11 protein-coding genes are annotated in these 13158 nt (G+C 64.7%); 3 read left to right on the top strand and 8 right to left on the bottom strand.

All coding sequences use genetic code 11. The features are described 5' to 3' along the window. Positions 1-69: 69 nt before the first annotated feature. Positions 70-3009, bottom strand: coding sequence for a TonB-dependent receptor (locus tag Q0C17_RS09410; protein ID WP_291204929.1), 2940 nt, complete (start codon positions 3007-3009; stop codon positions 70-72). 222 nt (positions 3010-3231) lie between these two features. Between Q0C17_RS09410 and Q0C17_RS09405 the strand changes: the two genes are divergently transcribed. Both Q0C17_RS09405 and Q0C17_RS09400 read left to right on the top strand, forming a co-directional pair. Further along, the gene (locus Q0C17_RS09405) at positions 3232-4623 is read left to right on the top strand and encodes a protein adenylyltransferase SelO family protein (RefSeq protein ID WP_291204926.1); all 1392 of its coding nucleotides are present in this window, start codon (positions 3232-3234) and stop codon (positions 4621-4623) included. 71 nt (positions 4624-4694) lie between these two features. Next, on the top strand, positions 4695-5864 hold the full coding sequence (locus Q0C17_RS09400; protein WP_291204923.1) for a CoA transferase: 1170 nt from the start codon (positions 4695-4697) through the stop codon (positions 5862-5864). 13 nt (positions 5865-5877) lie between these two features. On the opposite strand, the gene Q0C17_RS09395 is transcribed toward Q0C17_RS09400, so the two are convergent. From Q0C17_RS09395 to Q0C17_RS09370, 6 genes are all read right to left on the bottom strand, one after another. Continuing rightward, positions 5878-6987, bottom strand: a complete 1110-nt coding sequence (locus Q0C17_RS09395) for a hypothetical protein (RefSeq protein ID WP_291204921.1) — start codon at positions 6985-6987, stop codon at positions 5878-5880. A gap of 157 nt (positions 6988-7144) precedes the next feature. Continuing rightward, positions 7145-7570, bottom strand: a complete 426-nt coding sequence (locus Q0C17_RS09390) for a GNAT family N-acetyltransferase (RefSeq protein ID WP_291204918.1) — start codon at positions 7568-7570, stop codon at positions 7145-7147. A 23-nt stretch (positions 7571-7593) separates the two neighbouring features. Beyond that, positions 7594-8031, bottom strand: coding sequence for a ribose 5-phosphate isomerase B (gene rpiB, locus Q0C17_RS09385; RefSeq protein WP_291204915.1), 438 nt, complete (start codon positions 8029-8031; stop codon positions 7594-7596). 24 nt (positions 8032-8055) lie between these two features. Beyond that, a complete protein-coding gene (locus Q0C17_RS09380) occupies positions 8056-8811 on the bottom strand; it encodes a YebC/PmpR family DNA-binding transcriptional regulator (RefSeq protein ID WP_291204912.1) in 756 nt (251 codons plus the stop codon). 98 nt (positions 8812-8909) lie between these two features. Then, positions 8910-9734: a TIGR00282 family metallophosphoesterase gene (locus Q0C17_RS09375; protein WP_291204909.1), complete on the bottom strand. Its 825-nt coding sequence runs from the start codon at positions 9732-9734 to the stop codon at positions 8910-8912. 92 nt (positions 9735-9826) lie between these two features. Beyond that, positions 9827-11587 (bottom strand): hypothetical protein, encoded by a 1761-nt coding sequence (locus Q0C17_RS09370; RefSeq protein ID WP_291204906.1) that lies wholly within the window; start codon positions 11585-11587, stop codon positions 9827-9829. Positions 11588-11640: 53 nt separating this feature from the next. Here Q0C17_RS09370 and Q0C17_RS09365 point away from each other — a divergent pair, with 53 nt between their 5' ends. Then, a complete protein-coding gene (locus tag Q0C17_RS09365) occupies positions 11641-12360 on the top strand; it encodes a SprT family zinc-dependent metalloprotease (RefSeq protein ID WP_291204903.1) in 720 nt (239 codons plus the stop codon). A 110-nt stretch (positions 12361-12470) separates the two neighbouring features. On the opposite strand, the gene Q0C17_RS09360 is transcribed toward Q0C17_RS09365, so the two are convergent. Next, the gene (locus Q0C17_RS09360) at positions 12471-13007 is read right to left on the bottom strand and encodes a hypothetical protein (RefSeq protein ID WP_291204900.1); all 537 of its coding nucleotides are present in this window, start codon (positions 13005-13007) and stop codon (positions 12471-12473) included. Positions 13008-13158 lie beyond the last annotated feature (151 nt).

Raw genomic sequence — 13158 nt, 5'->3', positions numbered from 1 at the left:
GTGTCCGCCGCGCAAAAGAAAGCGGCCCCCGTTTCCGGGGGCCGCCAGATTGTCCGTATCCGGAGCGTATCAGCTTCCGGCGCCGAAGCGCTTCGTGACACCGATCTTAAACGTGCGGCCGACGGCATCGCCCGTGAACGGGTCATAGTTCAGCTCGAGGCGGGCGAACGGCGGCTTCGTGTCGAGAATGTTCTCGACCGAGAAGGACACCGTCGTTTCCGCCGGCAGCGACCAGACGATGGTCGAGTCGTAGCTGACGAAGGACTTGATCGTCTGGCCCTGCGGCAGGACGATACCCGGAACCGGCCAATTGGGGTTCGGCGCTGTGAACAGCGTCGTGCGCTGGTCCTCATACTCGCCGATATAGCGCGCGGTCAGGCGGGCATTGAGGTTGTCGGTCGATGCGTTGGCATAGGCCTCGAACTTCAGTTCCGGCAGCGGGGTAGCGATGGTCTGGAAGTTCAGGAAGCCGACGGCCGAGAAGGGCTGGCCAACCGTGAGGCCGGCCACGTCCACAGCGCCGACATCATACTCCAGCACATAGCTGCCGCTGCCACCGATCTCGAGGTCCGCGCCAAAGGCGAGGTCTTCGAAGGTATAATCGGCCAGCACGTCGATGCCCGAGGTCTTGATGTTCGGGCCGTTGATGTAGGAGGTATTGAGGCGCGACACGTTGCCCACGGCGCAGGCACCGGTGAACGTGAAGCGGGCCTGCAGCTGGGCAAAGGCGGGGTTGCCGCAATTGACCGCCGAGCCGCCCGGGAACATCGCGGCCACCATGTTGGCCACCGGTTCGACCACGACGGAATCGTCGAAGTCGAAGTTCCAGTAGTCGACCGACATGTTGAAATTGCCGGCCTGGAAGATGCCGCCGACGTTGTAGGTCAACGCACTTTCCGGGGTCAGGTTCGGATTGCCCGCGATGTCGACTGCCCGGAACGTGCCGCCGACGCTTTGCAGCGAGGTCACCGAACCGGTGGCGACCTGGGTCAGTGCCGGGCCGCGGAAGGTCGTGCCGACCGAGCCGCGCACGGCGAACTGCGGAACGACCTGCCACTTGGCCGATGCCTTCGGATCGAAGGTCGAGCCAATGCCGCCGCCGTAGTCCTCATAGCGCGCCGCCAGCGACACGTTGAAGTTGTCCGTGAACGGCAGGCTGAGTTCGCCGAACAGGGCGACGACATCCTGCTTGGCGCTGAGGGGCCGCGAGCCGGCAAGGAAGCCGAGCGCGCCGACCGGCTGGGCGCAGTTGGTTGCGCCTGTTGTCACAGTGGCGATGCACGGCGTGACGTTCAGGTTCGCAATGTCGTTGTACGTTCGGTCGAAACTCTCTTCGCGGTACTGCCCGCCGAAGGCCCATCCGATATCGCCGCCGCCGAGAGAGACCGGCAGCTGGCCATTCAGGACGCCCTCGAGGACCGTCAACTCGATTTCCTGCTCGGTGAACGAGTCTTCGAGGATGAAGTCGAGGACATCAAGCGAGTTTGCCGCCGCCGGGTTGAAGTTCGGGTTGGTCGCGCCGGTTATGGCGTTGGTTTGGATCGCGTTCGAGAATGGGTTGAACCAGAGACAGCCGTTGAGGCCGGGCGTGTTCGCCGCGACGTTACAGTTGGCGCCGCCGAGACCGCGCAGCGCAAGAGCGTAGCGGTTGACGACGGTGTCTTCGTTGGTGCGCCGGCCGGTTTGTTTGCCGGTCGTGACCGAGGCCGTGTAGTTGATGGCGTCCGTCAGTTCGCCCTTCAGTTCGGCGGACAGGCGGTAGTGCTCGAATTCGCGGTAGCTGCGCTCTGAACCACGACCACCTGCAAGTGCGTTGCCCCCCCACCCGAGAGGACGGGTCGCAATCATGAATGCGCCTGCAGCTGCCGGAGATACGAGGCCCGGATTCTGGGCGACCAGAGTAGCGAAGCCCGGGTTTGCGGCTGGCACAAAGAACTGCCCTGGAACGATCGAGGCATCTGCCGTCGGGCCGCTTGCGCCGCCAACCGGCGGGAAGGACGGCGAGAAGGCAATCTGCGGGACTTCAGTCGCCGCGTAGAACGCCTGGACCGAGAGATTGTGTTTCTCGGACAGGTCGAAATCGGCTTTTCCGAGCACCTGATACCGGTCCTCTTTTTCGACAATGTTGTCGAACGGCGTGAACTGGAAGCTGCACAGCGCGTTGGCACCGCTTATCACAGGAGTACCGGCGAAGTTGCCACAGGCCGGGTCGCGGGTCACGCCCTGCACAGGCGCGAACGCGCCGCTAACCGGCAGGAACGAGCCCGGGTTACCCACCAGCGACCAGCCGCCCTGCGGGTTGCCGAGGAAGTCGCGCAGCGCCCAGTCGCGCTCTGTGGTGGCGAGCTCCGAGCGGTGCTGATAGCCGGCCGCCAGCATGAAATTGCCGAAGTCGGTATCGACGCCCGCGACAGCGTTCAGCGTATAGTCGCCGTCCGATCCGTCCACGAACTTGTAGTCACCGCCGACTTCGAAGCCTTCGAAGTTATCCCGCGTGATGAAGTTCACGACGCCGGCCACAGCGTCAGAGCCGTAGGTGGCCGCGGCGCCGTCCTTCAGGATCTCGATACGGCCAATAGCGGCCAGCGGAAGGATGTTGGTGTCGACCGAACCGTTGCCCGCGAAGGCGAACGGGTTCGGCGCGAGGCGCTTGCCGTCGAGCAGCACCAGAGTGCGCGAGGCACCGAGGCCGCGCAGGTTGACCGTGCCCGAACCTTCCGAGCCCTGCGCGCGGCCGTCAAACTGGTTGGTGTCGCCCAGAACGCCGCTTGATACGGGGAGCGATTTGATCATGTCGAGGGCCGACGGGTTACCCTGCAGGCGCAGGTCTTCAGCGGTCAGCACATCGACCGGCAGCGCGGCGTCTTCCGGCGTCCCCTGGATCAGCGAGCCGGTGACCGTAACGGTCCCGAGCTTGCGCTCGCTGTCATCTTCCTGAGCGTTCGCGGCCATTGAGCTGCCGAGCGCAATAGCGGACGCATAAAATAGCATTCCTTTAAAAGTTTTCATTCGCTTCCTCCCGAAACTGTTACGGTCTGGCGCAAGCTTTTTCTGCTTGTCATGATCTGGACCAATTTCCATCATTAAGGGTCTACGACGGTCTGCAAGAGGCCATCTGTGCTGCGCTGCCACATGCCTTTTTGGAACTCAAAGACCTGAACCTGCCAAGAAGGAAGACCCAAAGCCTTGGAAAGCGTTGGAAATACTAAGAAGTACAAAATTGGAACTGACATGCCTCCTTTCCTAGCGTTAGCCCGTGAGTTCGCAGACCCTGTCGCTGCGTCACGCTTTCCCGAAGCAGTGTTGCGTTGGCGCAACCAACGCTGGGCAGAAACCGTTGGCCTGGGCGAACTGACACCGCAGGACTGGATTCGCCATTTTGGCCGGTTCGACCCCCTGCCGGGAAACCTCCCCGAGCCGCTCGCGATGCGCTATCACGGCCACCAGTTCGGCACCTACAATCCTGACCTCGGCGACGGACGCGGCTTCCTCTTCGCGCAGCTGCGAGACCCCGCGGGCCGCCTCCTGGACCTCGGCACCAAAGGCTCCGGACAGACGCCGTGGTCGCGCCGCGGCGACGGCCGGCTGACGCTCAAGGGCGGGGTGCGCGAAATACTCGCCGCAACCTATCTGGAAGCCCTCGGCGTCTACACGTCCAAGGCCTTCAGCCTGATCGAGACCGGCGAGGCGCTGGAGCGCGGCGACGAGCCGTCGCCCACCCGCTCTTCCGTGCTCGTGCGCCTCTCCCACAGTCACATCCGATTCGGAACCTTCCAGCGCTGCGCCTATTTCGACGACCGCGAAGCGATGGCGAAGCTGGTCGATTACTGCGTCGCCGAATTCCACCCCCAGGCCGACGATCCTGACATGTCCCGCAAGGCCTGCGCCCTTCTGGAATGTATCGCGGTCGCGACCGGCCGGATGATCGGCCAGTGGATGGCTGCCGGCTTCGTGCACGGCGTGATGAACACCGACAATTTCAACATCACCGGCGAGACCTTTGATTTCGGCCCCTGGCGCTTCATGGCGCAGTCGGACCCGAATTTCACCGCCGCCTATTTCGACCAGAACGGCCTCTACCGGTTCGGCCGCCAGCCCGTACAGGGCGGCTGGGCCCTGCAGCAGCTCGCCTCGGCGCTGCTGCTCCTGGCGGAGGCCGAAGACCTCGCCGCGGCGCTTGCGCCCTATGAAGCGGCCTACCGGGACAGTTTCGCCGCCCATACCCATGCCCTGCTCGGCCTCGCCCCGACCGGCGACCTTCAACAGGACATCGGCCTCCTGCAGGCTTTCTATGGCTGGATGACGGAAAGCGGCGCCGGCTGGCCGCAGACCTTTTTTGACTGGTTCGGCGGCCCGGCAAGCGAGCTGCGTGCCAGCGCCTCGCCGCAGGCGGCCCTCTATGCCCATCCGTCCTTCGAGCCCGTCCGCGCCGCCCTGATGGCGCGCGCGCCGGTGCGCCCCGAACGCCTCACGGATGTCTATTTCCAGAAGCCGGCGCCGGTCAGCCTCGTCATCGAGCAAGTCGAGGCCCTGTGGACGCCGATCGCCGAGCGCGACGATTGGTCTGCCTTCACCGCGAAAACGGACCATATCGAGGAAGCGCGCCGCGCGCTCGCCTTGTGACCCGAGGAAACGCTTGATCTACCTGCAGCCGGCAAGGCACTAACCGGCGAACTTCCGAGGAGACCCGAACCATGACCGACGCGCCTCGCACCGGCCCGCTTTCAGGTGTCCGCATCATCGACATGAGCACCGTCGTGCTCGGGCCCTTCGCGACGATGATCCTCGCCGATCTCGGCGCCGAAGTGATCAAGATCGAGCCGCCCGGCAAGGGCGACACGATGCGCTATGCCGGCGCCTCGCCGACCGGCGACCTGGGCCCGATCTACATGGCGCTCAACCGCAACAAGCGTTCGATGACGCTCGACGCGAAGACGCCCGGGGGCAAGGCGGCTCTGACTGAACTGCTGAAGACGGCCGACGTGTTCTTCCACAATGTTCGCCTGGCCGGCATGGAGCGGCTCGGCTTCGGATATGAGCAAGTCAAGGCGCTGAGGGACGACATCGTCTACATACACTGCGCGGGCTTCGGCAAAGGTGGTCCGTATACGCACCGTCAGGCCTATGATGACCTGATCCAGGGCGCCTCTGGCTTTGCCGACCTCAACGCCATCCGCTCCGGCGGGCGGCCCGAGTACGCACCCTCCCTCGTCGCCGATAAGACGGCAGGCCTGTTCGCGACCTACGCGACGCTGGCCGCCCTCTTCCACAAGGCGACAACCGGCAAGGGCCAGTTCGTGCAGGTGCCGATGCTGGAATGCTTCACCTTCTTCAACATGGTGGAAAACCTCTATGGCGAGACCTACCTGCCCGGCAACGGCAAGCTCGCCTATACCCGCTCGGTCAATCCGAACCGGCGCCCCTACCCGACCACTGATGGCTATATCGGCCTTGTTCCCTACTCGGACCAGCAATGGGAGAAGTTCTTTGAGATCGGCGGCCTGCCGGAAGTCTTCAAGGACCCGCGCTTCTCTACCTACGCCGCGCGCACCGAGAATACCGGCGCGCTCTATGCCCTGATCGAGGACGTGACCGCCACGCGGTCCACAGACGAATGGCTGGAGCTACTCGACAAAGCAAACATACCCGCAATGCGCTACAACACGCTCGCCGAAGTCCTTACCGATGCCCACCTCGTTGCGACCGGCTTCTTCCAGGAAGCCGAACACCCCGACGCGGGACGCTACCGCACCATGAGACACCCGGTCCATTTCACCTCCACGCCCGCGAGCCTCCACCTGCCCCCACCTCGTCCGGGCGCAGACAATGAGATGATTCTCGAGAGCCTTGGCCTCGGGGCTTGAGATATGACCGCGATCAGCCTCCCAGAGGCGGGCACGGCTCGGGCAGGGCATCATGAAGGTCGTATGGCGGGGCCTTTGCCCAGCCGCTTGTGCCATCGGCGCGTTCAAGCTCAAGCCAGTAGCCAACCCTAGGGTCGAGGGTCTCGGGCTCAGGGTCCCAGCGGACAGGCGGAATTCCCTCGTAGGCGTAAGTGTAGTCACCCCGCCACCAGGCGCGGTAGTTTCCTTCGCCATCATAGGCGAGATAGTAGATTACATCGCCCGCGACAAACCCGTCATCCGTCTCCAGCACCACGCCGCGATGCGGCGTCGAGAGCAGCTTGTAGTTTTTGTTGCCAACACACTCTCCGGCCGGGATATTGCCGATGACTGGCGAGGTCGCGTCGGGATGCAGATGGAGAGGTGTCTCGGAGATAGTGCGCATCGGGACGGGCTGGCAGTCCTCGAAACATGAATCGCTCGTCATCTCGAAGGCGCCTTCGTAGATGTCCTCCGGCGGCAGAATGCTGGCGGCAAGGGCGGCATTGGTGAGCCGCTCGCTCCAGGGCAACGCCGGCGCATCCGGTCCCATCGCCCACTTGAAGCAGGTTGCGGTGTCATCTCCTAAGTCGCTGTCCCGGGTGCAGGCGCTGAACCGGAAGCAGGCGGTCTCGTTCCAGTACTTGTAAGCCGAGCCATACCCATCTTCGGGACCCGACTGCCAGTAACACGCCGGCCCGGACGTTTCTGTCTCGTTCTCCGGCTCGGGTTCGGATTCGGGCTGAGACATGACAGGCAAACCGAACTCGGCCCACGGCTTTGCTGGTGCGTGCGGCCCGTCCGCCCACTTGTAACACCCGCCGCCGGACAGCCCTGCGCCGCCAGCGCAGCTATCCAGTTCGTGGCAGTAGTCAGGGCCGGGCAGATCCGCGCGGGCAAGCCAGCCCTCGCCCGTATCCGACAGCCAGTAGCACTGTCCCGGCCACGTGTTGGCGGGATAAGTTTCCGCAGGCGCGCCCGCGAAGGCGATGTCTTCAGGGCTCGCAGAAGCTGACAGCGGCGCCTTCGTCACACAGGCTGAAAGGCCGGCAGAGAACAGGACGCCTGCGGCTAGCGAAGCCTGAAGTGCACGTAGCCTGATCATTCCCCACCCTCATCCGCGACAGTAGAACGCAGGCATTGACGCGACAAATTCGCGATCTGTCAACGCCGGGAGAAAAGCGGGAAGCCTGCGCGAATGCGCCCGGCAACGCCCTGGCGTGTTCCGTCCGGTAAACGCCTGATGCCCGGTGCGGCCCGCTTCACGCCGCTGGCTTCTTGTAATGCGCCGGCTTGATCACTTCCATCAGCCGCTCAGGCGCCTTGATTGGGCCGAAGCCGAGCTCGGCATAGACGCCGTGCGCGTCTGCCGTGCCAAGCATCCAGCGGCGGACGGTCTGCAGGTCCGGATGCCCCATCAGTGCACGGACAAGGCCGCGGCCGAGGCCCTTGCCGCGATGGGCGGGCTCGATGATCACGTCGCAGACCCAGGCGAAGACGGCCCGGTCCGTCACCGCGCGGGCAAAACCGATCAGGGCGCCCGTCTCGTCCCGCGCAATGGCGCACAGCGAATTGGCGCAGGCGCGCGCGACTGTGTCACGCGGGATGCCGGGCGACCAGTAGGCCTTCCGCAGCATGGGGTGGAGCAGGTCAATATCGGCGTCTGTGGGGCGCTCGACGCGGATCATGGTGCGCCTCTTTCTCAGAGCTTTCAGTCAGGGGACTTGCCCAGCTTCTCGACGCGCCTCGCGTGGCGGTCGCCGCCGAAGGGGGTCGTCAGGAACGCAGTGAGGCAGGCTTTCGCCATCTCGATGCCGATGACGCGGGCGCCCAGGGCAATGATGTTGGCATCATTGTGCTCGCGCGAGAGCGCGGCGGAGAGTGGCTCGGAGACGAGGGCGCAGCGCACGGCCGGATTGCGGTTCACCGCAATGGAGATGCCGATGCCGGTGCCGCAGAGGGCGATGCCGCGCTCCGCCTTTCCAGCGGCGACATGAGCGGCGAGCTTGTAGCCAAAGTCCGGATAGTCGACGCTGGCCTCACCGTCCGTCCCCAGATCATCGACCTCGTGCCCCTGCCCGCGCAGCCAGTCGGCGAGCGCCGCTTTCATGGCAACAGCGGCATGGTCTGAGGCGACGGCGATGCGCATGGCGGCGGTCCTGCGGGTTGGAGGTCAGCCCGCCAGGCGGGCCATTTCCTCGTCGGAGAGTTCCGAATTGTCATAGACGTTCTGCACATCGTCCAGCTCGTCGAGCACATCGAGCAGCTTCATCAGCGCATCGGCATTGTCGCCGGCAACGGTCACATTGACCTTCGGCTTCCACATGATCTTGGCCGAGCGCGGCTCCACCTTGGCGCCGAAGGTTTCGGCGAGCGCGGTCGTCACCGCCGCGAAATCTTCCCGCGCGGTGTAGATCCGGTGGCCGTCCTCATCCGACTCCACGTCCTGCGCGCCGGCCATGATGGCGGCGTCCATGACTTCGTCCGGGGTGCCGACACTGGCCGGGTATTCGATCTCGCCCAGCTGGTCGAAATTGAACGAGACCGAGCCAGTGGTGCCGAGCGCGCCGCCGCTCTTGGTGAAGGCGGAACGCACGTCGGTGGCGGTACGGTTCTTGTTGTCGGTCGCAGCCTCGATGATGATACCGACCCCGCCGGGGCCGACCCCTTCATAGCGAATGTCGGCATAGTCGGCGCCGCCGCCGCTCTGGCCCTTGTCGATGGCGCGCTGGATGTTGTCCTTCGGCACCGAGACGCCCTTGGCGTTGGTGATGGCGAGGCGCAGGCGCGGGTTCATGGACGGGTCAGGTCCGCCCATCTTGGAGGCGACCGTAATCTCTTTGGCGAGGCGCGCGAACAGCACGGCGCGCTTCTTGTCCTGCTTGCCTTTGCGGTGCTGGATGTTTGCCCACTTGCTATGGCCGGCCATGGCGTGACCCTCTTGGTTCTGTTCAGGTTTCCGGTTTGGCGGGCTCTCTAACGCGCGGGCGGCGAAATGGGAAGTGACGGCCGAAGCGGCCGCGCAGCTCAGCCGGCAGGAACCTGCGTACTCAGCCTGCCGCCCATTCGGATGGGTTCGATGCGTAAGGCCAGGCCGGTGCGGTCGTCGGTCTCGACATAGGTGCCGCAGAGTGTGCCTTCGCCGAGGGCGGGCTGGTAGCGCTCACCGGGGAGCTGCGACTGGAAGCGGTAGAGCGAGCCTTCCTTCTGCATGCCGATCACGGAGTCATAGTCCCCGCACATGCCGGCATCGGTGTGGTAGGCGGTGCCGCCGGAGAGGATCATCGTGTCGGCGGTGGGCACGTGGGTGTGGCTGCCGACAACCAGGCTGGCACGGCCGTCGCAATGATGGCCCATGGCCATCTTCTCGCTGGTCGCCTCGCAGTGCATGTCGACGATGATCGCGTCCGCCACGGCGCCGAGCGGCATCTGGTCGAGCGCCGCATCCGCCGCTGCGAACGGACAGGCGAGCGACTGGCGCATGAAGACGTTGCCCTGCAGCTGGATGACGCCGACGCGGCGGCCATCGGGCAGTGTGAACAGCTCCGCGCCCTTCCCCGGCGCGCGGGCGGCAGGCGGATAGTTCAGCGGACGCAGGAGCCTCGGCTCGCGCTCGATATAGGTCAGGGCTTCGCGCTGGTCCCACGCATGGTCGCCAAGTGTCAGGCAGTCGGCGCCGGCCGCGAAGAATTCCTCGGCGATCTGGCTGGTGAGGCCGAAGCCGCCGGCGGCGTTCTCGCCGTTGACCACCACGAAATCGAGCCGCAGACGCGCTTTCAGGCCGGGCAAGTGCGACTGCACCGCGCTGCGGCCCGGCTTTCCGACGACGTCTCCGAAGAAGGCGAGTTTCATGGGCCAAAGCCTATGCCTGCACCTGCACCCAAAGAAAAGGGCGCGGAAGCCGAAGCCGCCGCGCCCTTTGGTCTGGTGTGAGCCCCTGGGACTTACTTGTTGCCGGCCGAGAAGCCGAGCGCTTCCTTGGTCAGCGCTTTCGCCGGGTCCGACGCGGCATCGGCGAAGGCCTGCGCGGCGATCGGCGTTTTCGGGGCCATCGAGATGGTCAGCGTCTTCGGCTCCGTGACGAAGCTCGACAGGGCTGTGGCGAGTTCGGTGACAACCTTCGGGTCGATGCCGGTGCCGGCCGCAAACATCGGGGCCATGGCGAACATGCCGGAGAGCTGGCTGCGCACGGCGGCCGGATCTTCACCCGACTGGGCCGCATAGGCGTTGAGGGCGCGGTCGAGCATGCCGTTATCGTCCAGCGCGATCTCGAACTGGTGGATGACGACGTTCTGCAGGACCGAGTTCAGCATCGCTTCCGGATCGGCACTCTCGTCCAGCGAGGCGACCTGCGCGGCGGCAATCGCCTTGGTGCCGGCATACTTGGCCGAGAAGTCGAGCTTGAAGCCGTCCTGGAGCTCCCAGTAGTTCTTGCCCTTGGCGAGGGTCACGATGTCCGCATCCGGATCATACAGCGACTCGCCTGCGCCGCTGAAGGCAAGCGTTTCGAAGCCCATCGTGGCAAGCGCGCCGGCGAACTGTTCGCCGTCGGCATTGTCGCGGGCCTTGACCGTGACCGTGAAGGGATCGGTGACGACTTTCGTCGCGCGGCCCTGCTTGTCGCGGCTGACCGCGGAGGTCAGCGCCGGCATGTCGACGGCGGCGCCGACGATGTCGGCCTTCAGGGCCTTGATGCTGAGCGCGTCATAGCCGGGGTTGGCCGGGTCGGCCTGGAGGGCCGAGGTCAGCGCGGTCGGGTCGGTGCCGCCACTGGCCGCACCGGCGCTGACCGCCTCGCTGAAGAGGCCGTAATTGATGCCTTTCACGCCGAAACCTTCGAGCGCGATCTTGACGTCGGAGCCGGCGGCTTCGGCGAAGTCGAATTTCAGGTTCGACAGGCCCATGAGGCCGGCTTTCTCTTCCTTGAGGTCAGAGATGTGCAGCGAGTCGACCGTGAAGAGGCCTGTGCCGCTGGCATCAGCGACATTGAAGTTCACGCCATTGACCAGCCAGCGGTCAAACGAGAGGGCGGTGCCTTCCGGGAAAGGCGCCGGCTCGCCCTTGCCGAGCAGGCTGGCAACCCAGGCGGCCGTTTCCGGTGAGGGGTTCACAAGTTCGATCGAGTTGATCTTGCCGGTGCTCTGGTCTTCCGAGCCTTCGGCGGGGGTGATGGTGATGTCCGTCAGTTTCATCAGGCCGAAGTTTGCCTGGCCTTCGAACACGCCGAGGCCTTCGAATTCGAGCTTGGCGGCCTTCACGACCGGCGGGGCAGACGGCGCAGAGGCCGGGACCTGCATTTCGGCGCGCAGGGAGTCGAGCGTGGTGCCCGAGCCGTCATCGGCAACGCCGTCGCCGTCAGAGTCCATGTAGCTGAAGATTTCAGCCAGTTCGGCGTCCGAAGGGCTGGCCTCGGTGCCTTCGTCGGCGAGTTCCGGGGCCGACAGGGTGATGTTGTTGAAGACGGCCTTGTCGCCACTGACATCGCTGCCGGCAAAGCTGATACGGCCAGCACCAGACTCAGCGAGGTTGAGCGCCTGGAGGGCGGCCCCGGCGGTTGCTGAGTCCCCTTTTCGGATCGAGACGTCCGGCAGATCGCTGGCGCTGAATACAACCGATGCGGGAGTCGCGCTTCCGCCTGCCTTGTCTTTCTGCCCACAGCCCGTAAGCAATGTAAGCGCGATCATGCCCGTGAGCAGATATTTCATATTTGGTCCCTCAAATGGTCTTGGCCGCGTACGACCTTACAGGTGTTCTACACATGCGTTTCAATGATGGCCAGACCATGACCTTGCGCGCCCCCGGTGGTCACCGGGTGAAGGTGCGCCTCGAGGTTAACGCGAAAGCGCGGCGTCTGATTATCCGCCTGGACGAGCGCCGCCGCGAGGCCGTGGCCGTGGCCCCCTCTTCCCGCCAGATCGAGGCGGCCGCCGCCTTTGCGGCCGAACGGGTGGACTGGATTTCGTCGCGCCTGCAGCACCTGCCGGAAGTAACCCTTTTCGAGGATGGCGAGACCATCCAGTACAAGGGCGAGGACTGCCTGATCACCCTGGAGGGTGAGGGCCGGATCGCCCGTCTTTACCCCGGAAACCCCCGTACGCTCTCGGTTCCCGGGGATCCTGAGACGACCCACTCGCGCGTCGTGCGCTTCCTGAAGAAGCAGGCAAAAGCCGAGTTGACGCGCACGGTAACTAAGCATTGCGAGACCCTGCGGGTGGCCAATACGGGCATTTCCGTCAAGGACACGCGCTCGCGCTGGGGCTCGTGCACGGTGGACGGCCAATTGTCGTTCTCGTGGCGGTTAATAATGGCTCCGCCAGAGGTACTGGACTACGTGGCGGCGCATGAATGCGCCCATCTGCGGGAAATGAACCACTCGGCAAAATTCTGGGCACTTGTGGCCCGATGCTGCCCGGATTGGCAGCGTCAGCGGGCCTGGCTGCGCCTGCACGGGACCGAGCTTCAGGCCGCCGGCGAATAATCCGTGTCAAGACGACTTTTGTTCGTGTACCGCAAAAATATTTTTATCGCGCGGCAGGCGAATCCCTGAATTGCACCCAGCAGGCTGAGTTTTGCGTTCAAAATACTTACTCAGGACTCTGCCGGTGCCGCAAGCAGGCTGGGTACACTGGGAAAATCGAACCCGATGGCCCGCGTGCCATAGGCGCCGTCCCGGTAGCTTTCGATATTCTCCTCGAACCAGCCGAGAATATACTCGAAGATATGGGCATAGAACGGCTCGGAGCCCTGCTCCTCGATGGGCAGGCTGAACGTGTACTCCGCGCCGTCCTCGATGCCGACCACGAACTCCTCGCCGGTCTTGCGGCACTCGAACTTCAGGCGCAGCCAATCGGCCTGTTTGGAGACCCGGAAGGCCAGTCCGAAGGAGACCGGACCGAGCGGGCGGAACCCGCGCGGCGGGATGGAGAAGGCAGCGTCGCCGTAAGCGCGCGGCTCGAACGGGCCGGTGGGCGGCACGAGATGCACGCACACGCCGTCCGGCGCGCCGATATAGTCGCACAGGCCTGCGCGCACATCCTCGGCAAGGCGGCGGATGCGCGAATAGTTTTCCTCGACCAGCTTCTGGTAGGTCTCGACGGTCTGGATCATTTGTTCGAAGCGGGACATGCGCGGGCCTTGCAATCACTCTGGCCGGCAAGGCTAGACTGGATCGCCGGAGGCATCAAACCTTGATGGTCATGCGGCGCGGTGCAGGCGCACCGGCGGCGCTGCGGCCGGCTCCGGCTGCAGGCGCGGCGGCACGGCGGTGCGGGCGAGC

The sequence above is a fragment of the Hyphomonas sp. genome (genome assembly GCF_022844445.1).
Lineage (GTDB): Bacteria > Pseudomonadota > Alphaproteobacteria > Caulobacterales > Hyphomonadaceae > Hyphomonas.
This window is presented reverse-complemented; position numbering and strand designations above follow the sequence as displayed.

Bases quoted from the DNA above. Each gene is read 5' to 3' on its own strand.
- Q0C17_RS09375 (WP_291204909.1), bottom strand. From the start codon at position 9,734: ATGAAACTCGCCTTCTTCGGAGACGTCGTCGGAAAGCCGGGCCGCAGC.
- Q0C17_RS09380 (WP_291204912.1), bottom strand. From the start codon at position 8,811: ATGGCCGGCCATAGCAAGTGGGCAAACATCCAGCACCGCAAAGGCAAG.
- rpiB (WP_291204915.1), bottom strand. From the start codon at position 8,031: ATGCGCATCGCCGTCGCCTCAGACCATGCCGCTGTTGCCATGAAAGCG.
- Q0C17_RS09400 (WP_291204923.1), top strand. From the start codon at position 4,695: ATGACCGACGCGCCTCGCACCGGCCCGCTTTCAGGTGTCCGCATCATC.
- Q0C17_RS09410 (WP_291204929.1), bottom strand. From the start codon at position 3,009: ATGAAAACTTTTAAAGGAATGCTATTTTATGCGTCCGCTATTGCGCTC.
- Q0C17_RS09405 (WP_291204926.1), top strand. From the start codon at position 3,232: ATGCCTCCTTTCCTAGCGTTAGCCCGTGAGTTCGCAGACCCTGTCGCT.
- Q0C17_RS09395 (WP_291204921.1), bottom strand. From the start codon at position 6,987: ATGATCAGGCTACGTGCACTTCAGGCTTCGCTAGCCGCAGGCGTCCTG.
- Q0C17_RS09370 (WP_291204906.1), bottom strand. From the start codon at position 11,587: ATGAAATATCTGCTCACGGGCATGATCGCGCTTACATTGCTTACGGGC.
- Q0C17_RS09360 (WP_291204900.1), bottom strand. From the start codon at position 13,007: ATGTCCCGCTTCGAACAAATGATCCAGACCGTCGAGACCTACCAGAAG.
- Q0C17_RS09390 (WP_291204918.1), bottom strand. From the start codon at position 7,570: ATGATCCGCGTCGAGCGCCCCACAGACGCCGATATTGACCTGCTCCAC.
- Q0C17_RS09365 (WP_291204903.1), top strand. From the start codon at position 11,641: ATGCGTTTCAATGATGGCCAGACCATGACCTTGCGCGCCCCCGGTGGT.